At 62.9% G+C, this 21,215-nt stretch carries 22 protein-coding genes; 14 read left to right on the top strand and 8 right to left on the bottom strand.

Annotated elements, in window-relative coordinates:
- Nucleotides 1-24: 24 nt before the first annotated feature.
- The 3 genes from acuI to ACW5W7_RS20555 all read left to right on the top strand — a co-directional run bounded on the left by acuI (nucleotide 25) and on the right by ACW5W7_RS20555 (nucleotide 1,729).
- Nucleotides 25-1,005, top strand: coding sequence for an acrylyl-CoA reductase (NADPH) (gene acuI / locus ACW5W7_RS20545; RefSeq protein WP_456502906.1), 981 nt, complete (start codon nucleotides 25-27; stop codon nucleotides 1,003-1,005).
- 71 nt (nucleotides 1,006-1,076) lie between these two features.
- Nucleotides 1,077-1,199 (top strand): hypothetical protein, encoded by a 123-nt coding sequence (locus tag ACW5W7_RS20550; RefSeq protein ID WP_349920384.1) that lies wholly within the window; start codon nucleotides 1,077-1,079, stop codon nucleotides 1,197-1,199.
- Nucleotides 1,200-1,384: 185 nt separating this feature from the next.
- Entirely contained in the window at nucleotides 1,385-1,729 is a 345-nt protein-coding gene (locus ACW5W7_RS20555) for a DUF2799 domain-containing protein (RefSeq protein ID WP_456502907.1), read from the top strand.
- A gap of 58 nt (nucleotides 1,730-1,787) precedes the next feature.
- On the opposite strand, the gene ACW5W7_RS20560 is transcribed toward ACW5W7_RS20555, so the two are convergent.
- Together ACW5W7_RS20560 and ACW5W7_RS20565 are read right to left on the bottom strand one after the other, a co-directional pair.
- Nucleotides 1,788-1,958, bottom strand: coding sequence for a hypothetical protein (locus ACW5W7_RS20560; protein WP_434664774.1), 171 nt, complete (start codon nucleotides 1,956-1,958; stop codon nucleotides 1,788-1,790).
- A gap of 69 nt (nucleotides 1,959-2,027) precedes the next feature.
- Nucleotides 2,028-2,453, bottom strand: a complete 426-nt coding sequence (locus tag ACW5W7_RS20565; protein WP_349920381.1) for a flagellar basal body-associated protein FliL — start codon at nucleotides 2,451-2,453, stop codon at nucleotides 2,028-2,030.
- 145 nt (nucleotides 2,454-2,598) lie between these two features.
- On the opposite strand from ACW5W7_RS20565, the gene ACW5W7_RS20570 reads away from it, so the two are divergent.
- Both ACW5W7_RS20570 and ubiA read left to right on the top strand, forming a co-directional pair.
- Nucleotides 2,599-3,150: a chorismate--pyruvate lyase family protein gene (locus ACW5W7_RS20570; RefSeq protein WP_349920379.1), complete on the top strand. Its 552-nt coding sequence runs from the start codon at nucleotides 2,599-2,601 to the stop codon at nucleotides 3,148-3,150.
- Nucleotides 3,147-4,010 carry a 4-hydroxybenzoate octaprenyltransferase gene (gene ubiA / locus ACW5W7_RS20575; RefSeq protein ID WP_349920377.1) on the top strand — a complete coding sequence of 288 codons (864 nt, stop codon included), beginning with the start codon at nucleotides 3,147-3,149 and terminating at the stop codon, nucleotides 4,008-4,010. The genes ACW5W7_RS20570 and ubiA overlap by 4 nt, the downstream gene beginning before the upstream one ends.
- A gap of 88 nt (nucleotides 4,011-4,098) precedes the next feature.
- Here the strand turns inward: ubiA and plsB are convergent, their stop codons facing one another.
- The gene (gene plsB / locus ACW5W7_RS20580; protein WP_456502908.1) at nucleotides 4,099-6,522 is read right to left on the bottom strand and encodes a glycerol-3-phosphate 1-O-acyltransferase PlsB; all 2,424 of its coding nucleotides are present in this window, start codon (nucleotides 6,520-6,522) and stop codon (nucleotides 4,099-4,101) included.
- Nucleotides 6,523-6,735: 213 nt separating this feature from the next.
- Between plsB and lexA the strand changes: the two genes are divergently transcribed.
- From lexA to dinF, 4 genes are all read left to right on the top strand, one after another.
- The gene (gene lexA, locus ACW5W7_RS20585; RefSeq protein WP_349920373.1) at nucleotides 6,736-7,359 is read left to right on the top strand and encodes a transcriptional repressor LexA; all 624 of its coding nucleotides are present in this window, start codon (nucleotides 6,736-6,738) and stop codon (nucleotides 7,357-7,359) included.
- A 388-nt stretch (nucleotides 7,360-7,747) separates the two neighbouring features.
- Entirely contained in the window at nucleotides 7,748-8,038 is a 291-nt protein-coding gene (locus ACW5W7_RS20590) for a hypothetical protein (RefSeq protein WP_349920371.1), read from the top strand.
- A 227-nt stretch (nucleotides 8,039-8,265) separates the two neighbouring features.
- Complete coding sequence (locus ACW5W7_RS20595; protein ID WP_349920369.1) at nucleotides 8,266-8,892, top strand: SCO family protein; 627 nt, start codon at nucleotides 8,266-8,268, stop codon at nucleotides 8,890-8,892.
- Between the two features lie 22 nt (nucleotides 8,893-8,914).
- Entirely contained in the window at nucleotides 8,915-10,285 is a 1,371-nt protein-coding gene (gene dinF / locus ACW5W7_RS20600) for an MATE family efflux transporter DinF (protein WP_456502909.1), read from the top strand.
- Between the two features lie 61 nt (nucleotides 10,286-10,346).
- On the opposite strand, the gene trmL is transcribed toward dinF, so the two are convergent.
- The 3 genes from trmL to ACW5W7_RS20615 all read right to left on the bottom strand — a co-directional run bounded on the left by trmL (nucleotide 10,347) and on the right by ACW5W7_RS20615 (nucleotide 12,925).
- On the bottom strand, nucleotides 10,347-10,811 hold the full coding sequence (trmL, locus tag ACW5W7_RS20605; RefSeq protein ID WP_438551083.1) for a tRNA (uridine(34)/cytosine(34)/5-carboxymethylaminomethyluridine(34)-2'-O)-methyltransferase TrmL: 465 nt from the start codon (nucleotides 10,809-10,811) through the stop codon (nucleotides 10,347-10,349).
- A 69-nt stretch (nucleotides 10,812-10,880) separates the two neighbouring features.
- Nucleotides 10,881-12,236 carry an ATP-binding protein gene (locus tag ACW5W7_RS20610; RefSeq protein WP_456502910.1) on the bottom strand — a complete coding sequence of 452 codons (1,356 nt, stop codon included), beginning with the start codon at nucleotides 12,234-12,236 and terminating at the stop codon, nucleotides 10,881-10,883.
- Complete coding sequence (locus ACW5W7_RS20615) at nucleotides 12,233-12,925, bottom strand: response regulator (RefSeq protein WP_434664763.1); 693 nt, start codon at nucleotides 12,923-12,925, stop codon at nucleotides 12,233-12,235. Before ACW5W7_RS20615 ends, ACW5W7_RS20610 begins: the two co-directional genes overlap by 4 nt.
- 86 nt (nucleotides 12,926-13,011) lie before the next feature.
- Here ACW5W7_RS20615 and fieF point away from each other — a divergent pair, with 86 nt between their 5' ends.
- The 4 genes from fieF to ACW5W7_RS20635 all read left to right on the top strand — a co-directional run bounded on the left by fieF (nucleotide 13,012) and on the right by ACW5W7_RS20635 (nucleotide 16,456).
- Nucleotides 13,012-13,923, top strand: a complete 912-nt coding sequence (fieF, locus tag ACW5W7_RS20620) for a cation efflux pump FieF (protein ID WP_456502911.1) — start codon at nucleotides 13,012-13,014, stop codon at nucleotides 13,921-13,923.
- Between the two features lie 8 nt (nucleotides 13,924-13,931).
- Nucleotides 13,932-14,711 (top strand): serine O-acetyltransferase, encoded by a 780-nt coding sequence (gene cysE, locus ACW5W7_RS20625; RefSeq protein WP_456502912.1) that lies wholly within the window; start codon nucleotides 13,932-13,934, stop codon nucleotides 14,709-14,711.
- A gap of 6 nt (nucleotides 14,712-14,717) precedes the next feature.
- Complete coding sequence (locus tag ACW5W7_RS20630; protein ID WP_456502913.1) at nucleotides 14,718-15,998, top strand: hypothetical protein; 1,281 nt, start codon at nucleotides 14,718-14,720, stop codon at nucleotides 15,996-15,998.
- Between the two features lie 248 nt (nucleotides 15,999-16,246).
- Entirely contained in the window at nucleotides 16,247-16,456 is a 210-nt protein-coding gene (locus tag ACW5W7_RS20635; protein ID WP_349920353.1) for a cell division protein ZapB, read from the top strand.
- An 86-nt stretch (nucleotides 16,457-16,542) separates the two neighbouring features.
- On the opposite strand, the gene elbB is transcribed toward ACW5W7_RS20635, so the two are convergent.
- Nucleotides 16,543-17,193: an isoprenoid biosynthesis glyoxalase ElbB gene (gene elbB, locus ACW5W7_RS20640; protein ID WP_349920351.1), complete on the bottom strand. Its 651-nt coding sequence runs from the start codon at nucleotides 17,191-17,193 to the stop codon at nucleotides 16,543-16,545.
- 402 nt (nucleotides 17,194-17,595) lie between these two features.
- On the opposite strand from elbB, the gene polA reads away from it, so the two are divergent.
- Complete coding sequence (gene polA, locus ACW5W7_RS20645; RefSeq protein ID WP_456502914.1) at nucleotides 17,596-20,358, top strand: DNA polymerase I; 2,763 nt, start codon at nucleotides 17,596-17,598, stop codon at nucleotides 20,356-20,358.
- A gap of 76 nt (nucleotides 20,359-20,434) precedes the next feature.
- Here polA and ACW5W7_RS20650 read toward each other — a convergent pair whose 3' ends face one another.
- Complete coding sequence (locus ACW5W7_RS20650) at nucleotides 20,435-20,977, bottom strand: gamma carbonic anhydrase family protein (protein ID WP_456502915.1); 543 nt, start codon at nucleotides 20,975-20,977, stop codon at nucleotides 20,435-20,437.
- Between the last annotated feature and the right edge of the window lie 238 nt (nucleotides 20,978-21,215).

Genomic DNA, 21,215 nt, shown 5'->3' on the forward strand with positions numbered 1-21,215 from the left:
CGATACACAACCCGAGAGGCAAGCATGTTCAAGGCCCTGTTACTGGAAAACCAAGACGGCAAGACGATCCCCACCCTGACCCGGTTGGCTGAGAGCCAGCTGCCGGAAGGGGAGGTGCGCATCGCGGTGAGTTACAGCTCCATCAACTACAAGGACGGACTGGCCATCACCGGCAAGGGCAAGATAGTGCGCCAGTGGCCGCTGGTGCCGGGCATCGACTTCGCCGGTACCGTGCTGGAATCCGCCGACCCGCGCTATCAGGCCGGTGACAAGGTAGTGCTGACCGGCTGGGGTGTGGGTGAGGGACACTGGGGTGGCATGGCCGAGCAGGCCCGCGTCAAGGCGGACTGGCTGGTGCCGCTGCCGGCCGGGCTGGATGAGCGTCAGGCCATGTGCATCGGCACCGCCGGTCTCACCGCCATGCTCTGCGTGCTGGCGCTGGAAGAGGCGGGCATCACCCCGGATTGCAGCGAGATCCTGGTGACCGGGGCGGCCGGTGGGGTGGGGTCCACCTCCATCGCCCTCTTGGCGGCGCTGGGTTATCGCGTGGCGGCCCTGACCGGGCGTCCCGAGGAGCAGGGGGAGATGCTGACGGCCCTCGGGGCGAGTCGCATCGTGCCGCGCAGCGAGCTGCTGGAGCCCGCCAAGCCGCTGGAGAAACAGCTGTGGGCCGGTGCCGTCGACACCGTCGGCAGCCAGGTGCTGGCCAAGCTGCTGGCCCAGATGAACTACGGCGGCGCCGTGGCTGCCTGCGGGCTGGCGGGTGGCTTCGATCTGCCGACCAGCGTCATGCCTTTCATCCTGCGCAACGTGCGTCTGCAGGGGGTGGATTCGGTGATGTGTCCGCTGGCCCGCCGCCAGCAGGCTTGGGAGCGGCTGGCGCGAGACCTGCCTGCCCGCTTCTTCGAACAGGCGGTGACCGAGATCGGTCTGGAGCAGGTGGTCGCTGCCGCCGACGCCATTACCCGGGGTCAGGTGGCGGGCCGTACCCTGGTCAAGCTCTGAGCAAGGCACTGGCGAGCCCGGTGATTCTGGATAGACTTTGAAGGCCGGTGCACTATCCAAGGAGCATGAGCATGGGTGAACCAAGGTCGGATTACGAGCTCGACGATGACTGGGAGCCGGAATCCTGGGAGGACGAACTGGAGGAGCTGGACGACGAGGGGTGGCAGGATTTTGAATCCCTCGACGATCAGTGAATCCCGGTTGAGTGCGTGGGCGGGCCCTGGGGCTCGCCCTATTTTTTGTCTATTGCGCAGGATGCGGCTTGGTGGCTGTGGCGGGGCTAGTTAGAATGAATTGCTCAAATGGCGCTCAGATTGGATGAGCCGACGACATGTCGTCACGCCAGCGAGCCCTGTCACCACTCACCCGACGCTCAAGGATGATTATGCGCTCACTCGTCATCATGCTGTTTGCCGCCCTGCTTGGGGGCTGCGTTTCCAACTCGGACGACCCGTGCGAGAAAGTCTGGGCCGATGTCGGTGAAGCCGACGGCAAGCTCGGATTCGCCGCCGATCGGGTCGAATTCCACCAGACCCAATGCGGAGACAAGGTCGATGTGGCCATGTGGCAGCAAGGTCGCCAGAAGGGGCTGGCCTGGTACTGCCGTCCGGAGCACCTCTACCTGGCCGGTCGTGCGGGGGAGGAGTATCGCGGCGTCTGCCCGAACGATGTGCAGGCTCGTCGCTTGTTTGAGCAGGGGCGTCAGGGCTGGACCGATCAATAAGTCTGACCGGAGGTTCACTGAGATGGCCCTGGGATCGGGGGCCTCGGGATGAAGGGGGTCAGTCCCCCTTCTCTTTCAGGCGCAGCGGCTGACACAGGTACTGCTTGTCATTGGCGCTGCGGGCGCACTTGCCGCACACGAACTTCGGCTTGCGCACTATCTTGCGCAAGGCCTTGAGTTCGAACGGGATCTCGTGGCGGCGCCATTCACACAGCGTCTTGTGGCCCATGGCGCTTCATTCCTCGACAACAAAAAAAGGACGGATGGGGGGCTGGGTCAGCACTGCGTCACCCAGGGCTTATTGATACAGGTACTTGGTGAAGATGAGCTCGCGCACCGCCTTCTTGCCGCTCTCTTTTACCAGCAGCTCGTTGACCTTGTCCTGGCACTCCTTGCGCAGCTCTTCCCGGCTCGCCAGGGATTTGATCTGGGTGCCTGTCTTGCTGCCAATCAGGCGGATGATAGCGTCGCGGATCAGCGGGTCATGTTGCTCCAGCAGTTTGAGATCCGCCTCGTTTTCGGCCATCAGCTCCACCGTCACCCGCACATAGCCCAGGGTTTTGCCCTCGCCCAGGTAGTTGGTGATGATGTCCGGATCCAGCGCGTGGTAGGCAAAGCCGGGTTTGACGGCCGCAGAGGCGGCATCGCCAGCCTCCTCGGAGGCGGAGGCGGTCAGCGCGGTAACACTCAGCAATAACATCAACAGGACCTGGATCATCTTCATCTGAATGGCTCGGCAACGATGGATGCCCCATTTTTGATGCTGTCATCGGGGCCGTCAAGCACGGATGTTCTTACATTTCGCCATTGATTTACGGATAATAAACCGGATTTTAACCTGATAACGGAAACCTCCGGATGGTGAAGCTGTGAAGTCCGAGCCGACTGTTCCCCTCATCCAGCTCGATCCCTGGCGGGTCCCCGAGCACTGTGAGCCCCCCGAGGCACTGCGCCCCTGGCTGCTGGAGGCCGACTCCATGACCCGGCGACTGCGTCGCCATCATCGTCGGCTGTCGGTGCAACTGCTGGCCAATCGCAGCGTGCCGCTCGCGGCCGACGAACAGGCGCTGGTCGCCGCCGACTGTCCCCAGGGCCTGTGCCGCGAAGTGATCCTGCATGGGGATGGCGGGCCCGCCGTCCTGGGCTGGACCCTGTTTGCCGAGGCGGCCTTGCAGGGCAGTGGTTTGCAGGATCTCGGTGAACAGCCATTGGGTGAACGTATCTTCGGTTCAGAGCCAACCCAGCGAGACAATCTGCTACTAGCTCGCTTTGAGATAGCAGCCAATCCTTGCTGCCCGGCCGCCATCGTCTGGGGTCGCCGTTCCCGTCTCTATCTGGGGCCGTGGCCCTTGCTGGTCCACGAACTCTTCCTGCCCTCGTTGTTGTCCCATTCGCCGTCATTGCCTAAGGAGCCGGAGTGAAGCTGTTAACCAAGGAGCGGGGGCTGGCCTATGTGCAGTTGGCCCGCATCGACAAACCCATCGGTACCCTGCTGCTGCTCTGGCCCACCCTGTGGGCACTCTGGCTGGCGGCCGGCGGCGTGCCGAGTCTGTGGATCCTGCTGGTGTTCGTGGTGGGCGTTTTCCTGATGCGCTCGGCTGGCTGCGTCATCAATGATTATGCGGATCGCAACTTTGACGGCCATGTGAAGCGCACGGCCGGTCGCCCCCTGCCCATGGGCAAGGTGGCCCCGCGGGAGGTGCTGGCCCTGTTTGCCGTGCTGGCGCTGCTCTCGTTCGGCCTGGTGCTGACCCTGAACCCGCTCACCATAGGGCTGTCGTTCGCCGGCTTGCTGCTGGCCGTCTGCTACCCCTTCATGAAGCGTTTCATCCCCATCCCCCAGCTGGTGCTGGGCATGGCGTTCTCCTGGTCCATCCCCATGGCCTATGCGGCGGAGGCCAACGCGCTGCCCCCCGTGGCCTGGCTGCTGTTTCTCGCAAACCTGCTGTGGACCATCGCCTATGACACCCAGTACGCCATGGTGGACCGGGACGACGATCTCAAGCTGGGGCTGAAATCGAGCGCCATCCTGTTTGGCCGCCATGACAAGCGGATCATCGGCATGCTGCAACTGGCGACCCTGCTGGTGCTGCTGCTGGTGGGGGAGCTGATGGCGATGGGCGCCAGCTACTACTGGGGCCTGCTGGGGGCGGCGGCGCTGTTCGTCTATCAGCAGTGGCTGATCCGGGCGCGCCAGCGTGAAGCCTGCTTCCAGGCTTTCCTCAACAACAACTATGTGGGGGCTCTGGTGCTGCTCGGGGTCGTGGTTCACTACCTCTAGGCAGGCTCATGCACCAGGGGCTGACCCCATGAAAAAGGCCGCATCTGATGCGGCCTTTTTTTATCTCCCCCGACGCCTCGTCAGGGCATCAGGTGCGGTTGCCCGCCTCTATGGTGCGGCGGATCCGGGTGCTGAGCAGCGGCACTATGTTGTCGGCCAGGGCCTGGAAGCGGCCCAGATCCGGCTTGCTGCCGGTATCCAGATAGCCTTCCTGGCGCAGGGAGTGGATCAGAGTGCTGAACAGTTTCTGGTCGAAGAACTCGGGGGCGTTGATGCCATGCAGGGTACCGAGACGCTCCGCCATCATCAGGCCGTCCGCTTCCAGCTGCTCCGCTTCGATGCGGGGCTGGGCCAGCAAGCGGGTCAGCACGATGGCGTAGCGTTGCAGCGTCTCCTGAATGCTCTCTGCCAGCAGCAGCAATCGCATCTGGTTGACCGGGTTGACCCAGTAGCCGCCCTCGCGCAGCTCGATCAGTTGCTGGCGTTGCAGCTCGGCCAGCAGGGCGTCCACCAGTGCCGGCAGCTCCTCCTCGCCATAGCGCAGGAACAGCTCCGTCTTGAGCAGCGGATAGATGTCGATGCAGCGGGCGACGATCTCGCTGCGGCTTATGCCCTCGCAGCGTTCGATCAAGGCCGCCACCAGGGAAGGCAGGGCGAACAGGTGCAGTATGTTGTTGCGATAGTAGGTCAGCAGGATGGCCTGATAGCGATCCAGGCTGACTATCTGGCCGAGCTTGTCCTCGCTCACCTCGAACTTGTTGAGCTCCATCGCCTGATCCAGCAGGGTCTTGGCATCCTCGTCCGGCATGGTGCTCTGGGGGCTGTAGGGCACCTGCTTGAGCAGGTCCAGATAGGTGTTGATCTGGGCCTGCAGCTCGTCCCGGGTCAGGGCGTGGCGTTCGGCGGCCAGCAGGGCCAGGGCGCTCAGGGTCAGGCCGTTGACGGCGGCGGCGTCGTTGATGCGGGTCATCAGAAGCTCGGCCAGCTGGTTGACGGTGGGGGCCATCCATTCCGGGCGCTCTTCCTTGCCGATGCTCTCCTTCCAGTTCGGAACATGCTCACCGAGATAGCTGTTGAGGGTCAGCGGTTCGCCGAAGTTGACGAAACCGCGGCCGTAGTTGCGCAGCTTGCGCAGGATGCCGAGCACCTGCAGGAAGCTCTCCTTTTCCTTGCGGCTGCCCTTGAGCTCGTTGTGATAGGTGTTCACCTCCATCACGTGCTCGTAGCCCAGATAGACGGGGACCAGGGTCACCGGCCTGTCCAGCCCGCGCATCATGGCCTGCAGGGTCATGGCCAGCATGCCGGTCTTGGGGGGCAGCAGGCGACCGGTGCGTGAGCGCCCCCCTTCGGTGAAGAACTCCACCGAGTAGCCCTTGGCGAACAGCAGGTTCAGGTATTCACGGAATACGGTGCTGTAGAGGGGGTTGCCCTTGAAGGTGCGGCGGATGAAGAAGGCGCCGCCGTGGCGGAAGATGGGGCCCGCCGGCCAGAAATTCAGGTTGATGCCCGCCGCGATGTGGGGCGGCACCATGCCCTGGTGGTAGATGACGTAGGAGAGCAGCAGGTAGTCCATGTGACTGCGATGGCAGGGGACGTAGACGATCTCGTGTCCCTCCTGGGCCAACTGGCGTACCCGTTCGGCGCCGTTGACCGAGAGGCCGCGGTAGAGCTTGTTCCAGAGCCAGCCGAGGAAGCTCTCGCCGAGGCGGATCAGCCGGTAGGAGAAGTCGGAGGCGATCTCGTCCATGTAGCCATGGGCGCGTTTCTGCGCCTTTTCCAGGCTGATGCCCTCACGCTCGGCCTCTTCCTCGATCGCCTGCTGGATCACGCTGGAGTCCAGCAACTGCTTGAACAGCAGGTTGCGGTTCGGCAGCTTGGGGCCGGTGGCGGCGAGCTGCTGGCGGCTGAAGTGGGTACGCGCCACACGTGCCAGCTTGTGGGCGATGGCCTCGTCGGTGCCGTGTTTGTCCGCCATGTAGCGCAGGGAGAGGGGCGGAGAGAAGCGCACCAGGTTCTCGCGGCCCTTGAGGATCACAATCAGCGCCTTCTTGAGGCGGTTCGGTGCCAGGCTGCTGATGATGTTCCAGCCGGAGGCCTCTTCCCCTTCCCGGCCCGGACCGCGGCCCCAGAACAGGGTGACGGGAACGACCTGGATGTCCAGCGCCGGATCCTGCTTGTGCAGATCCAGCAGCTGGTGAAATTCTTGCAAGAAGGGCAGCGGTTTGGTGCGCTTGCCAAACAGGGGAGGCGGGCGATCCAGACAGACATAGCGCGGCAGCAGCTGACCGTTCAGTTCCAGCGGGGTGAAGGGACCGGGAAGACCGAGATCCTCGCAGCACTGCTGCAGGGTCAAGAGGTCGGTGATCGAGCTGGTTTTCAGGGCATAGACAATGGGTCTGGCCGGGTCCAGGTCCAGTTCCGTAATGGGGTTTTCCGGCAGGCTCTTGTGATTGACCAAGCCGCTGACCGGCCATTGCAGAATGGCTCTGGAAATGTTCTGTCCGATGGACATGGGTGTCTGCTCTCCAAAAAAATGCGGCGTGAGCATAACAAATCACCGCTGGCTTGTCGCCGAGAGGTAGGATGAGTGGCGCACAGGATCAAGAATGGGTCATTTGCCGCAATAAGTGCGACGAAGACGGGACAAATATCAGCTACGCCTTGCCTTGGCCCCAGCACTGTATATACTGCCAGTGTGCTGTATAAAAAGACAGGTGCCCATGTTATGAAACCCCTTACTCCCCGCCAGGCTGAAGTGCTGGAGCTTATCAAGGCGAACATGAACGAGACCGGCATGCCGCCGACTCGTGCCGAGATTGCCCAGAAGCTTGGTTTCAAGTCGGCCAATGCGGCCGAGGAACATTTGAAGGCCCTGGCCAAGAAAGGGGTCATCGAGATCATGCCCGGCACCTCTCGCGGCATCCGCCTGCTGCTCGAAGAGGAAGAGGCGCCGGAAGAGAGTGGTCTGCCCCTCATCGGCAAGGTGGCCGCCGGCGAACCCATCCTGGCCCAGGAGCACATCGAGAGCCACTATCAGGTGGATCCCGCCCTGTTCCACCCACGGGCAGACTTCCTGCTGCGGGTGCAGGGCATGAGCATGAAGAACATCGGCATCATGGACGGGGATCTGCTGGCGGTGCACAAGACCCAGGACGTGCGCAACGGCCAGGTGGTGGTGGCCCGCCTCGATGAGGATGTCACCGTCAAGCGCTTCCAGCGCAAGGGCAGCCAGGTGTGGCTGCTGCCGGAGAACGAAGAGCTCTCCCCCATCTCGGTGGATCTCGCCAGCCAGCACCTCACCATCGAGGGATTGGCGGTCGGCGTCATCCGCAACGCCGACTGGATGTAATCTCGGCAGCCATCAGACGGCCTCCTGCGGGAGGCCGCGTCGTTTCTGTCTCCCCCGCATCTGTCGCCACCTTCGCCATTTTTGTTGCCTTCAAACCACGCCGTCGCCACCGGGTCGGCATTTCAGATATATCCTTGGGTATGTCCGCCTCGCGCTGGCGGTTCAGGGGGTCGCCATCCCCCGAAGGATTGCCTGAGCTGGCCGGGATAAGGCCGCAGGGATGCAACGCCGATGCTGCTGGGGCGGCACGGGATAGAAGGGAGAGTCGCCCGGATGTGGTCAGTGTCCATGTCTCGAAGCGACCCACAGCGTCAGTACGTGGTCCTGCATCAGCTTGCCGCTGGCAAGGGGGCGGCTCGACGTAGCCTGTTGCGCAAGGAGGACAGGTATGGCTTCAAGCTCACCATGGGATCCGGGTCCGGAGACGGCCCCCGCATCTTCCATCACCCGCTTCATCAAGGGCAGCCGGATGACGTGGTTCTACGCGCTCTGGGTGTATCACAAGGGGAGTGGCTGGACCATCTGGTTGGGGTGCCCCAAGGACAAGATAGTCCGCCTGGTGCGCCTGTTTCGTCGCCATCACGACATCGGCTTGCCGGATGCCCCCTGGACAGCTCCTGTCGTCCCGTTGCATGCCGTCATCAGGCGTCCCCAGGTTCGGCAGCGGTGGCGCCCCTGAGTGATCACCACCCGTTTGCTCCAGGCCCCACCTTGTGTGGGGCTTCTGTTTTTCGGGCAAGCCCGAGGCAAAGCGTGGGGATGGACGGCCTGGTGACCGCGCCAGCGGGATGGGGTCCTACCCCCTATTCAGACCTTGGGGTAGCCAGCGACAGGGGCTGGCAGGTTACAATGACCCTCGATTTGGTCCGATCCCCTGGCTGAACTCCCTGGCAAGGCAAATTTTATATGGTGAAACCCCGTTATCCCCTGATGTTCATGCTGCTGGTCGTTAGCATCATGGTCATTTATTACTGGAGTCGGCCCCTCCAGCCGGAGCAGGCCAATTACTATCCGGCGGGGCGGGACATCAATCCCTTCACCCTGGTGGATGAGGATGGGGAACCCTTCACCGAGGCCAATCTGCATGGCCACTGGACCTTCCTGTTTCTCGGCTACACCTATTGCCCGGACATCTGCCCGACCACCCTGGCGGATCTGCGCGCCGTCTATCCGGAGTTGAAGCAGATAGCACCGCGCAGTCAGGTGGTCTTCGTCTCGGCGGATCCCAAGCGGGACGACAGCGCCCGCCTCAAGGGGTATGTCGATTTCTTCCAGCCCGAGTTCAAGGCGGTGACGGCGCAGCACGATCATCTGTTCCCCTTCGTGCGCAACCTGGGCCTCGTCTACTCCATCGTGGAGCACGACAGCAAGGACTACCTGATCGACCACTCTGCCTCCATCGTGCTGATAAGCCCGGCGGGCAAGCTGGTGGCCGTGTTCCGCCCCCAGGCACAGGAGGGCCAGGTGCCCCATGTGTCGATGGCGACCATGGTGTCCGATTTCACCCGGATCGTGCGACTGGCCGGCGAGTGATGCCTGCCGCCGGAGGTTGTGCATGCTGATCCCGCCCTGGCTTCGTGACCCCGGGCGTCATCGCGCCGTCTTTGCCCTGGCCCTGCCCATGGTGTTCTCCAACGTCACCACCCCGCTGCTGGGACTGGTGGACACCTGGGTGATCGGTCACCTCGGCCAGGCCTGGTTCCTCGGTGGCGTCTCGGTCGGTGCCACTCTCATCAACCTGCTGTTCTGGCTGCTGGGCTTCCTGCGCATGTCCACCACGGGCTTGACTGCCCAGGCTCAGGGGGCAGGCAGTGCCGAGGGGCAGCTGGATACCCTGGCGCGGGCGCTGGGGTTGGCGGTCGCCCTCGGTGCCGCGCTCCTGTTGCTGTTGCTGCCCTTTTTGCCGGCGCTCATCGCGCTGAGTGGTGGCTCGCCCGAGGTGCAGTTCCATGCCGGAGAATATGTATCGATCCGGATCTGGAGCGCCCCGGCGGCCCTGTGCAACCTGGTCATCATGGGCTGGCTGCTGGGCATGCAGGATGCCCGCAGCCCCATGCTGCTGCTCATCTTCAGCAACCTGGTCAACATGGTGCTGGATGCCGGCTTCGTGCTGGGGCTGGGCTGGCAGGTGAAAGGGGTGGCGGCGGCCTCCCTGCTGGCCGATTACGGCGCCCTGGTGCTGGGGCTCTGGCTGGTGAGCCGTCGGTTGCGCCACCTGCCGACAGAGACCTGGCGCGGGGCCTGGCAACGCTGGCGTCAGTGGCCCGCCCTGCGGCGCCTGCTCGGCCTGAACCGGGACATCTTCATCCGTTCACTCTGCCTGCAGCTCTGCTTCGCCTTCATGACCCTGCAGGGGGCGCGGCTCGGGGACGTGGCGGTGGCGGCCAACGCGGTGCTGCTCAACTTCCTGATGCTCATCTCCTACGGGCTGGATGGTTTTGCCTACGCGGTGGAGGCCATGGTGGGGCGTGCCATCGGGCGGCGGGATCGGCAGGCGCTGCGAGAGGCCATCGCCCTCAACCTGGGTTGGGCCGGGCTGATCGCCCTGGGCTTCACCCTGGCGTTTGCCCTGGGGGGCGGACAGCTCATCGCCCATATCACCGACATTCCGGCGGTGATCGCCGAGGCAAACCGCCAACTGCCCTGGCTGGTGGTCATGCCGCTGCTGGCGGTCTGGTGTTATCTGCTGGACGGGGTCTTCATCGGGGCGACCCGGGCGCGGGAGATGCGAAACAGCATGCTGGTGGCGGTGTTTGCCGGTTTCTTCCCCATCTGGTGGCTGTGCCAGGACTGGGGTGTGGCGGCCTTGTGGGCCGCCATGGCGGCGCTGATGACGGGGCGGGGGTTGACCCTTGGCTGGCTGTGCTGGCGGCTGGAGCGCGATGGCCGCTTGCTGGAGCAGGTCCGGCCGGTGCAATCAGCCTAGTCGGCAAACGGATGGATTGACCGGGCGCCGGGTCTGAGGGACGGCGCCCGCAGGCAGCGACTCAGAGCGCGCCCTGATAATCGAACTGGCGCCAGCTCTCGTAGACGAACACGGATACCGCGTTGGCCAGGTTCATGCTGCGGCTCTGGGGCAGCATGGGGATGCGCAGGCGTTGCTCGAACGGCAGGCTCTCGATGATCTCCGCGGGCAGGCCGCGGCTCTCGGGGCCGAACAGCAGGGCGTCCCCCAGGGCGAACCGAACCGCCGAGTGGGCGGTGCGCCCCTTGGTGGTACAGGCGAAGACCCGGGTCGGTGCGACCGCCGCCAGAAACGCCTCATAGCTCGGCCAGCGCTTCACCTCGGCAAATTCGTGATAGTCGAGCCCCGCCCGTTTCACCCGCTTGTCATCCCACTCGAATCCCAGCGGCTCTATCAGGTGCAACCGGTAGCCGGTATTGGCACAGAGACGGATGATGTTGCCGGTATTGGGCGGGATTTCCGGCTGGTAGAGCACGATGTCGAGCATGACGGGATCCTGAGGGAGGCGATAAGGGGCGCCAGCATACCCAGCGCCCGCCGTGATGAAAAGGGATTGTCACGCCATGGGCAGGCGGATGGTGATGACCAGGCCGTTCGGGTGGTTGGTGCCGGCCCGGATGGTGCCGCCGTGCCGCGCGATGGCTTCGGCGGCGATGGCGAGCCCGAGCCCGGTGCCGCCGGTCTTGGCGTTGCGGGCGTCATCGACCCGGAAGAAGGGCAGGAACAGCTGATCCTGCTGCTCCACCGGCACCCCGGGACCATCGTCGCGAATGGTCATCACCCACTCCCGACCTTCCCGATACCAGTCCACCTTGATGAACTCCCGCGCATATTTGAGGGCGTTGCGCAGGGGATTCTCCAGTGCCCGGCCCAGCAGCTCTGGCCACATCCGGATGGACTCCTCCGGCAGGGGCGGCAGCCTTAGCTGCTTGCCGTTCTGGTTGGCCTCGAACATGGCGTCATCCAGGATGGGCTCCAGCAGATCCGCCAGCGGCAGCTCCACCGGAGCCTCAACGTGTTGCTGCACCCGGGAGAGATCCAGCAGATCGCCGATCAGCTTGTCGAGCCGGGCGATCTCCGCCTCGATCCTGGCCAGCTCGCTGCTGTCACCCTGTTTGCGGCGGATCAGCGCCTGAGCGAGCTGGATGCGGGTGAGGGGGCTGCGCAGCTCGTGGGAGATGTCGGAGAGCAGCTGTTTCTGCTTCTGGATCATGCGCTTGAGGGTATCCACCATGTGACTGACATGATCCGCCAGCTGGCCGATCTCGTCCTGGCGCCCCAGGTTGGGGATCCGGGTCTCCAGCTTGCCCTCCGCCAGCTGGGAGACGGACTGCTGCAACTGCAGCAGGGGGCGGGTCAGCCGCCAGGCCAGCAGCAGGCAGAGCGGCGTGCTGACCAGCATGGCGATGCCGAGGATCTGGATGGGGTGATCCAGGATCTGGATGAACAAGAAGAGGTAGGAGTTTTCCACGTTGAGGCCGAAGTAGACGTGATAGTCCTGGCCGTGATGGTGCATCAGGAAGGGGCCGGCGATGGCCCTGTCGTGTTCGCTGCCGAGCATGGGCTTGGCCGGGTCGTCCGATTCCAGCATGAAGCGGATGACAAACTTGCTGAGCTGGGCGGTTGACTGCATCTGGCCACTGGCATCGCGCAGATAGACGTTGTCCACCGGCAGCAGCCCCGCGGCGTCGATGGCCTGCATCAGCACGAAATCCTGCTCGGGGGGCGCCCCCGCCTGCAGTGCCCGCAGGTTGTTGTTCATCCGGGTCACTTCGTGTTCGGGCAGGGGGATGATGTTGCGCGGGTCCAGGGTGGGCAATATGACTACCGCAGCGACAACCAGCAGCAGCATGAACCAGAACCAGAGAAAAATCTGGGTGGAGAGTCCGCCAAAGGGGCGGTGAGTGGTCATGCCTGCTCCAGCCAGAGGTAGCCTCGCCCGCGCACCGTCTTGAAGCGGGGCTGGCCATCGGCCCGCTCCGGCAGCTTCTTGCGCAGGTTGCTCAGGTGCATGTCGATGGCCCGATCGAAGGGTTCGAGCTTCTTGCCAAGCACTTGTTCGGACAGCAGATTCTTGCTGACGATCTGGCCGGGGCTGCGCAGCAGACACTCCAGCAGGCCGAACTCGGTGGCGGTGAGCTCCAGCAGTTCGTCATTGCAGCGGGCCTGCTGCAGGCCGGGTTGCAGCACCAGATCCATGAATCTCAGCTCGTCCGGGGCGCCGCGCTGGGGCTGGGGGCTCTGGGTGCGGCGCAGGATGGCCCGCACCCGGGCCAGCAGTTCCCGGTCGTCGAACGGCTTGGCCAGGTAGTCGTCGGCGCCGGCCTCCAGCCCGTTGACCCTGTCCTGGCTGTCTCCCCGGGCGGTCAGCATCAGCACCGGGGTCTCATAACGCTTGCGCAGTCGGGTCAGCATGGCGAAGCCGTTGAGCCTCGGCATCATCACATCCAGCAACACCAGATCGAACCGCTGCTCCGCCAGCCGCTGCAGCCCCTCTTCGCCGTCCTCGGCCACCGTCACCTCGAACCCTTCCAGGGTCAGGATTTCGGTCAGCAGCTGGGTCAGTTCGAGATCGTCGTCGACCAGGAGTATTTTGTTCATCTGGAGTCACTCCGTTGATTTTGAACGTCAAACAGGCGTTCGTGTCAGGGTATAATAGGGTTTTACACGCCAGAGGAAAGCCGGTTTTGAGCCATCAACAATATTCTCGCTGGGTCACCCTGGCCAGCATGGCGGCGGTCACCGTCGCCACCCTGCTGATCGTCGGCAAGCTGGTTGCCTGGCTGATGACGGACTCGTCCAGCCTGCTGGCGTCCCTCACCGACTCCTTCATGGACGTCAGTGCCTCCCTCATCAACCTGTTCGCCATTCGCTATGCCCTGGTGCCGGCGGATGACGAGCACCGCTTCGGCCACGGCAAGGCGGAGTCCCTGGCGGGCCTCATCCAGTCGGCCTTCATCTCGGGCTCCGCCCTGCTGCTCATGATGCATGGCATCTCTTCACTGCTCAATCAGGTGCCGGTGCAGCGGCTGGAGGCCGGTCTCTGGGTCAGCGGCGGCTCCATCCTGCTGACCCTGCTGCTGGTGAGCTTCCAGCGCTGGGTGGTGGCACGCACCAACAGCGTGGCCATCAAGGCCGACATGCTGCATTACCGCTCCGATCTGCTGCTCAACGCCGGCGTCTTGCTGGCCCTGGTGCTGGCGGGGCAGGGCTGGTTCTGGGCCGATGGCCTGTTTGCCATCCTGATCGGCCTGTTCCTGGTGTGGGGCGCAGTCCAGATCGGCTACGAATCGGTGCAGGCCCTGCTCGATCGTCAGTTGCCAGAGGCGGAACAAGCGAGAATAATGGCTCTCTGCTGTGCCGTTGAGGGGGTACATGGCGTGCATGATCTGCGTACCCGTCAATCCGGGCCGACCCGTTTCGCGCAACTGCATCTGGAACTGGATGATCAGCTGCCGCTGGTCAAGGCTCATCAGATAGCCGACGAGGCTGAGCTGGCCGTGCGCCAGTCATTTGAGCGGATGGATGTGATCATTCACATGGACCCCATCTCGGTGCTGACAAAAGAACAAAAAGGCTCTCACCCTGAACAACAGTAGGCTGTAACATGGACGATCTGGTTGCCCAAACGTGGCAAAAAATTCAGCAAGAAGCGCAGTGCATGGCGACTCAGGAGCCCATGCTGGCCAGCTTCTTCCACTCCACCATCCTCAACCACGGGGATCTGCGCTCGGCGCTCAGCTTCCAGCTGGCGAACAAGCTCGACAGCACCACCATGCCGGCCATCGCCCTGCGGGAGGTGATCGAACTGGCCCTGCGCAGCGAGCCCGAGCTGCTGGCCATGGTGGCCGCGGACATCTGCGCCGTGCAGGACCGCGACCCCGCCGTCGATCTCTTCTCCACCCCGCTGCTCTACCTCAAGGGCTTTCACGCCCTGCAGGGTTACCGGGTCGCCAACTGGCTGTGGCGCCAGGGGCGGCGCTCCCTCGCGCTGTATTTGCAGAACCAGATCTCCGTGGTGTTCGGAGTCGACGTACACCCGGCCGCACGGATCGGCAAGGGGATCATGTTTGACCACGCCACCGGCATCGTCGTGGGCGAAACGGCGGTGATCGAGGACGACGTCTCCATCCTGCAGAGCGTGACCCTGGGGGGAACCGGCAAGGAGGGCGGCGATCGCCACCCCAAGATCCGGGAAGGGGTCATGATAGGGGCGGGGGCCAAGGTGCTCGGCAACATCGAGGTGGGAGTGGGTGCCAAGATCGGAGCCGGCAGCGTGGTGATCAATCCCGTGCCACCTCATACCACGGTCGCCGGCGTCCCCGCCAAGATAGTAGGCCGACCGGAGTGTGACAAACCCTCCTTCGACATGAATCAGAACATCTAGGGACGCATGGTCAAGCGCTGGTCAGGTTTTCTGATCCTGGGGATGTGGCTGCTCAACCTGCTGCACCTCTATCTGGGATTCTCCCCCTGGCCGGCCGCCATCGCCGCCTGGGCCGCCTCTCTGCTCACCTGGCCCTGGCTGGTGGGCGCCGCGCGGCGTCAGGCCCTGGCCCTGTATGGGGCGGCGCTCCTGCTGCTGCTGTTCTCCTGGTGGCGCGGGGCCAGTCTCAGTCCCGGGGACTGGCTGCTTCCCAACATCAACATGCTCACCATGTTCGCCGCCGTCAGCACCCTCAACCTCGCCACCTCGGGCCTGCTGACCGGCACCACCTCCTGGTCCGGGCGAAAGGGGCTGTGGAGCACCATGGCGAGCCTCAATCTGCTCGGTGCCGTCATCAACCTCTCGGTGCTCTTCATCATCGGCGATCGGCTGGAGAAAAACGGTACCCTGGAGCGGCGCCAGGTGATGGTGCTGAGCCGGATCTTCTGCGCCGCCGCCTTCTGGTCCCCCTTCTTCGTCGCCATGGCGGTGGCGCTCACCTATGCCCCCGGTTTGAAACTGGCCAGCATATTGCCATTCGGTATCCTGGCTGCCCTGCTGGCCATGGGACTGACCGCCTGGCAGGTGGAGCGACTCGGGGTGGCGGACTTTGCCGGTTACCCGCTGCGGCTGCAGACGCTCGGGCTGCCGGTGACCCTGGCGCTGCTGGTGTTGCTGGTGCACCAGTTCTGGCCGAGCCTCAGCATACTCGCGGTGATCGCCCTGGTGGCACCCCTGCTGGCGCTGCTGTTCATGCCAAGCGCCGGGCGCGGGGCCGCCCTCAAGCGCCAGGTGGTGGAGCGCTTCCCCGCCATCGGCGGCCAGCTGGTGCTGTTCCTCGGGGCGGGCCTCTTGGCGGCGGGGATCAACAGCGCGCTCTCGGTGCTGGATCTCGGGGGTGGCCACGGCCTGCCGCTGTTCAATCACTTCGGCTGGCTGGAGGCGAGCCTGACCCTGCTGCTGATCTTCCTGGTGGCCATCGTCGGCGTTCACCCCCTCATCAGCATCTCCGGGGTGGCGCCCCTGCTGTGGCCCCTCTCGCCGGATCCCAGCCTGCTCGGCATGTGCTTCCTGCTCGGCTGGGGGCTCGCCACCGGCACCAGCCCGTTGTCCGGATCCAACCTGGCTCTGGCATCGCGCTACAACCTGAGTGCCGGTCTGCTGCTACGCTGGAACCTGCTCTACGGCCTGTTGATGTACGGGGTCGCCTGCCTGTTGATGGGGGGCTTCATCGCCCTGAATGGGTGAGGATTGCGGTGAGATGAGACGCTGCCCGATCCCGTGTTTCACCGCGTTGTTGTGCTGCTTCCCTTATCCTGACCCGCTGTTCATGCTGCCTGCGAGAAAAACAGACGCATATTTAGGCAATACGGGGATGGAGGGCGCATTTTCCGGCGCGCCGTCTTGTTTGTGTCGAGCGCATCGGGGTATGCTCATCTCACGCGCTTGAATCGCCCGCGTCGGGGCATCGCAATTGAACAAACAGGTATGCACATATGTCACTAGAAGTCCTTGAGCAACTCGAATCCAAAGTCCAATCCGCCGTCGACAACATCTCCCTGCTGAAGATGGAGCTGGACGAGCTGAAAGAGCAGAATAGCAAGCTGCAAGACGAGAACCATCAGCTGCGCAACGAGCACGTTGCATGGCAAGAGCGTCTGCGCGCCCTGCTGGGCAAGATGGATCAGATGGGCGAAGCCATCTAATCTGGCAGTTTCTGCTGACAAACACGAAAAAGGCCGCTTCATGAGCGGCCTTTTTGTTTTATGACAGACTGTCGCAGGGTGAGCGGTTACAGGGTCAGCAGCCGCTTGACCGTCTTCTCGATGCCATCGGCGGCCTCCACTATGTTCTGGGCCAGCATGTAGGCGGGGGTCGAGATTACCCTGTGGGTCTCGTCCACCACGAACTCGCTGACCGGGCAGGCGAGATGCTTGCCGCCCATGGCCTCGATGGCATCGGCGGTGCCCGCGTCATTGCCTATGGTAGCCAGGGCGCCGGCACCGTAGATGAGCGGGATCATGGCCGGCGCTATGCAGATGTAGGCTGCGGGTTTGCGGGCCCTGGCGAAGCTCTGGCAGGCCTTGAGCACGTCCGGCTGGATCCGGCAGTCCGCCCCCTGGATGGCGAGATCGCACAGATTCTTGGCGGCGCCGAAGCCACCCGGTACCAGCAGGGCGTCATAGTCCGCCGCATCCAGCTCGGCCACGTCCTTGATCTGCCCACGGCAGATGCGGGCCGCCTCGATCAGCACGTTGCGGCTCTCCCCTTCGCTCACCTCGCCGGTCAGGTGGTTGATGACATGCAACTGGGGGATGTTCGGCGCGAAGCACTGGACCTGGGCCCCCTGGCGGGCCAGCGCCAGCAGGCTGATGACGGCCTCATGGATCTCGCTCCCGTCGAAGACGCCGCAGCCACTCAAGATCACTGCCACTTTTTTCATGGTGAACTCCTTTATTGATGAAAATGTGAGCCAGGGTAGATTGTTGGTTTTTTGTATGGTTATCCCTTGCCTCTCGCTGGTCAAGTCATCCCGCTGTGCTAGGATTGTTTCGTTTTGGATCCTGCCGTACTGACCCCCTTGAAATTTTTTCCACATTGATCGAGATCATCTTAACGAAATGATGCTCTCGGTGCGTGATTGCATTTCATTGTTTTTATTATGTTTTTGTTTTGTTTTTCACAGCTTTATCACTGTGGGAACGGCAACCCTGCAATTTTGAACACAGAGTTATCCACAGAAAAAGTGCTCGCGCCCGACCCGAAAGCATGCTTGTACGCCCCTTGGTGTGCCGCGGGCCCTGTGGCATCCTAGCGACTGTTTATTCTTGGCAGGACTATTTTCATGGCCTCTAGCAATCCCCTCATCCTGGTCGACGGCTCTTCTTACCTCTATCGCGCCTTCTTCGCCTCCCAGCAGGCCGATCTGCGCACATCGACCGGGCTGCCAAGCGGCGCCGTCCGGGTGATGGCGAACATGATGCGCAGCCTGCGCAAGCAATATCCCGATAGCCACGTGGCCGTGGTGTTCGACGCCAAGGGCAAGACCTTCCGCGACGACATCTACCCCGAGTACAAGGCGACCCGTGCCAGCATGCCGGACGATCTGCGCAGCCAGGTCGCCCCCATCCACCAGATGATCAAGGCCATGGGCTTCCCCTTCCTGATGGTGGAAGGGGTCGAAGCGGACGACGTGATCGGTACCCTGGCTCGTCAGGCCACCGAGAAGAAGCTGCCGGTGCTCATCAGCACGGGGGACAAGGACATGGCGCAGCTGGTCTCCGACCATGTCACCCTGATCGACACCATGAAGGACGTGACCACGGATCGGGAAGGGGTGATCGAGAAGTTCGGCGTGCCGCCCGAGCTTATCATCGATTACCTGGCCCTGATGGGAGACAAGGTGGACAACATTCCCGGCATGACGGGGGTAGGGGAGAAGACGGCCCTGGCCCTGCTGCAGGGGATAGGCAGCATCGACGAGATCGCCGCCAATCTGGACAAGGTGGCGGCACTGGGCTTTCGCGGTTCCAAGGCGTTTGCGGACAAGTTCCGCGAGCAGGAGGAGCAGGTGCGCCTCTCCTATCTGCTGGCGACCATCAAGACCGACGTCGAGCTGGAGCAGCAACTGGAGCAACTGCAACTGGGCCCCATCGACAAGGAGTCCCTGCTGGCGGTCTACCGCGAATACGAGCTGCGCAACCTGATCAAGGAGCTGGAGTCCGGTGATGAGGGGGCCAGTGCGAGTGCTGGCCAGGACGCGGTGGATGAAGAGGCTGCCCCAGCTGCTACCATCGAGACCGACTATCGCTGCATTCTGGACGAAGCCGAGTTCGATGATTGGCTGGCGCGCCTCAAGGTCGCCCCGCTGTTTGCCTTCGACACCGAGACCACCAGTCTGGATTACATGGAGGCGCGGGTGGTTGGCGTGTCGTTCGCCATCGAACCGGGCAAGGCGGCCTATGTGCCGTTCGGCCACGATTACCTGGGCGCGCCGGCTCAGCTGAGTGAAGCGCTGGTGCTCGGCAAGCTCAAGCCGCTGCTGGAAGACCCTTCGCTGCTAAAGGTTGGCCAGAACCTCAAGTACGATCGCAACGTGCTGAAGAATCACGGTATCGATCTGCAGGGTATCGCGTTTGATACCATGCTCGAGTCCTATGTGCTGAACTCCACCGCCAGCCGTCACGACATGGATTCCCTGGCCAGCAAGTACCTCGGCGTGGAGACCATCTCCTTCGAGGAGATCGCCGGCAAGGGGGCCAAGCAGCTTACCTTCAACCAGATTGAACTGGAGCAGGCGGCTCCCTACGCGGCGGAAGATGCCGACATCACCCTGCGTCTGCATCAGACCCTGTGGGGCAACCTGAGCAAACTGCCGGAACTTGCCAAGGTATTCACCGAGATCGAACTGCCCCTGCTGCCCGTGTTGGCGAGAATGGAGCTGATGGGGACCACCATAGATCCCAAGCTGCTGCACCAGCAGAGCCAGGAGATAGAGGTGCGACTGGGGGAACTGGAGCGCCAGGCTCACGAACTGGCGGGGCAGGAGTTCAACCTCTCTTCCCCCAAGCAACTCGGCGAGATCCTGTTCGTCAAGCTGGGGCTCCCCATCATCAAGAAGACCCCCAAGGGCGCCCCTTCCACGGCGGAAGAGGTGCTGGCCGAGCTGGCGGAGACTTATGAGCTGCCGCAACTGCTGATGGAGCACCGCGGCCTCGCCAAGCTCAAATCCACCTATACCGACAAGCTGCCGCTGATGATCAAGCCCCAGACCGGGCGGGTGCATACCTCCTATCACCAGGCGGTGGCGGCAACCGGCCGACTCTCGTCCACCGATCCCAACCTGCAGAACATCCCGGTGCGCAACGAGCAAGGGCGGCGCATTCGGCAGGCCTTCATCCCGAGTGCTGGCTACAAGCTGGTGGCGGCGGATTACTCCCAGATCGAGCTGCGCATCATGGCTCACCTCTCCGGTGACAAGGGGCTGCTGACCGCCTTCGCCGAGGGCAAGGACATCCACAAGGCGACCGCCGCCGAGGTATTTGGCGTCGCACTGGATGCGGTCACCACCGATATGCGCCGCAGCGCCAAGGCGATCAACTTCGGTCTCATCTATGGCATGAGCGCCTTCGGCCTCGCCAAGCAGCTGGGGATCGGCCGTGCCGAGGCGCAGAAATACATGGATCTCTACTTCGAGCGCTACCCGGGCGTGCTCGACTACATGGAGCGCACCCGCCAGCAAGCGGAAGCACAGGGCTACGTCGAGACCCTGTTTGGTCGTCGCCTCTACCTGCCGGACATCAAGTCCCGCAACGCCGGTCTGCGCAAGGGCGCCGAGCGGGCGGCGATCAACGCCCCCATGCAGGGCACGGCCGCCGACATCATCAAGCGTGCCATGATCGGTGTGGATGGCTGGATCCAGGGCATCACCGATGGCTCCATCCATATGCTGATGCAGGTGCACGATGAACTGGTGTTCGAGATCCGCGAGGAGAAGCTGGAGGAGTACGTCGCCATCATCAAGGAGAAGATGTCCGCCGCTGCTGACCTGCATGTGCCCCTGGTGGTGGAAGCCGGGGTGGGTGACAACTGGGATCAGGCCCACTGATCCTCTGCTCACGACGGCAATGTATATAGAAGAAGCCCGGCACTTGCCGGGCTTCTTGTTTTCAGCTTTCCCTTCCTCATTCTGCTTCTTGCAGATACTCGTCCTTGAGCAGCACATAGTTGTCGGCCGAGGTTTTCAGAAAGGCCAGTTCGATAGGCTTGAGGGGGCGGGCCTGCTTGACCGGGTTGCCCATATAGAGGAAGCCGGATTCCAGGCGCTTGCCCGGCGGCACCAGACTGCCGGCCCCTATCATGACATCATCTTCGACGATGACCCCGTCTAGCAGTATGGCGCCCATGCCGACCAGGACTCTGTTCCCTATGGTGCAGCCGTGCAGCATGGCCTTGTGGCCCACGGTGACATCCTCGCCGATCAGCAGCGGATAACCATTGGGGTTGCTGGCACTCTTTCGGCTGAGGTGCAACACGGTGCCATCCTGCACATTGCTGCGGGCCCCTATGCGGATGTGGTTCACGTCCCCCCGGGCTGCTACCAGGGGCCAGATGCTGGCATCGTCGCCGAGTGTGATATCTCCCACCAGGGTGGCGAAGGGATCGACATATACCCGTTTGCCCAGTTGCGGGCGCTTTCCTTTGTAAGATCTCAGTCGCAAGTCCATCTTGGCCTCCTTGTTTTCGGCCATTCTAGCAATTTGCGCCCTTATCTGTGGATAAGTTTGTATAAAAACTGTGCTTCATTATGAATAACTAACTAAATGCGTATTTTTGACGATTTATTGTGGTAAAGGGGTTGCCAGCAGAATTCTGCTCCCTATAATGCGCCTCCATCGACAGGGCAAGCGGCAACGCAAACAACCCCGGTCGGTGCCTCGAAAAGCCTTTTAAAATAAGGCTTGA

The sequence above is a fragment of the Aeromonas intestinalis genome (assembly GCF_054052485.1).

Excerpts from the sequence above, each read along its gene's own strand:
- acuI (WP_456502906.1), top strand. The coding sequence starts at position 25 with ATGTTCAAGGCCCTGTTACTGGAAAACCAAGACGGCAAGACGATCCCC.
- ACW5W7_RS20550 (WP_349920384.1), top strand. The coding sequence starts at position 1,077 with ATGGGTGAACCAAGGTCGGATTACGAGCTCGACGATGACTGGGAGCCG.
- ACW5W7_RS20555 (WP_456502907.1), top strand. The coding sequence starts at position 1,385 with ATGATTATGCGCTCACTCGTCATCATGCTGTTTGCCGCCCTGCTTGGG.
- ACW5W7_RS20560 (WP_434664774.1), bottom strand. The coding sequence starts at position 1,958 with ATGGGCCACAAGACGCTGTGTGAATGGCGCCGCCACGAGATCCCGTTC.
- ACW5W7_RS20565 (WP_349920381.1), bottom strand. The coding sequence starts at position 2,453 with ATGAAGATGATCCAGGTCCTGTTGATGTTATTGCTGAGTGTTACCGCG.
- plsB (WP_456502908.1), bottom strand. The coding sequence starts at position 6,522 with ATGTCCATCGGACAGAACATTTCCAGAGCCATTCTGCAATGGCCGGTC.
- lexA (WP_349920373.1), top strand. The coding sequence starts at position 6,736 with ATGAAACCCCTTACTCCCCGCCAGGCTGAAGTGCTGGAGCTTATCAAG.
- ACW5W7_RS20590 (WP_349920371.1), top strand. The coding sequence starts at position 7,748 with ATGGCTTCAAGCTCACCATGGGATCCGGGTCCGGAGACGGCCCCCGCA.
- ACW5W7_RS20595 (WP_349920369.1), top strand. The coding sequence starts at position 8,266 with ATGGTGAAACCCCGTTATCCCCTGATGTTCATGCTGCTGGTCGTTAGC.
- dinF (WP_456502909.1), top strand. The coding sequence starts at position 8,915 with ATGCTGATCCCGCCCTGGCTTCGTGACCCCGGGCGTCATCGCGCCGTC.
- trmL (WP_438551083.1), bottom strand. The coding sequence starts at position 10,811 with ATGCTCGACATCGTGCTCTACCAGCCGGAAATCCCGCCCAATACCGGC.
- ACW5W7_RS20610 (WP_456502910.1), bottom strand. The coding sequence starts at position 12,236 with ATGACCACTCACCGCCCCTTTGGCGGACTCTCCACCCAGATTTTTCTC.
- ACW5W7_RS20615 (WP_434664763.1), bottom strand. The coding sequence starts at position 12,925 with ATGAACAAAATACTCCTGGTCGACGACGATCTCGAACTGACCCAGCTG.
- cysE (WP_456502912.1), top strand. The coding sequence starts at position 13,932 with ATGGACGATCTGGTTGCCCAAACGTGGCAAAAAATTCAGCAAGAAGCG.
- ACW5W7_RS20630 (WP_456502913.1), top strand. The coding sequence starts at position 14,718 with ATGGTCAAGCGCTGGTCAGGTTTTCTGATCCTGGGGATGTGGCTGCTC.
- ACW5W7_RS20635 (WP_349920353.1), top strand. The coding sequence starts at position 16,247 with ATGTCACTAGAAGTCCTTGAGCAACTCGAATCCAAAGTCCAATCCGCC.
- elbB (WP_349920351.1), bottom strand. The coding sequence starts at position 17,193 with ATGAAAAAAGTGGCAGTGATCTTGAGTGGCTGCGGCGTCTTCGACGGG.
- polA (WP_456502914.1), top strand. The coding sequence starts at position 17,596 with ATGGCCTCTAGCAATCCCCTCATCCTGGTCGACGGCTCTTCTTACCTC.
- ACW5W7_RS20650 (WP_456502915.1), bottom strand. The coding sequence starts at position 20,977 with ATGGACTTGCGACTGAGATCTTACAAAGGAAAGCGCCCGCAACTGGGC.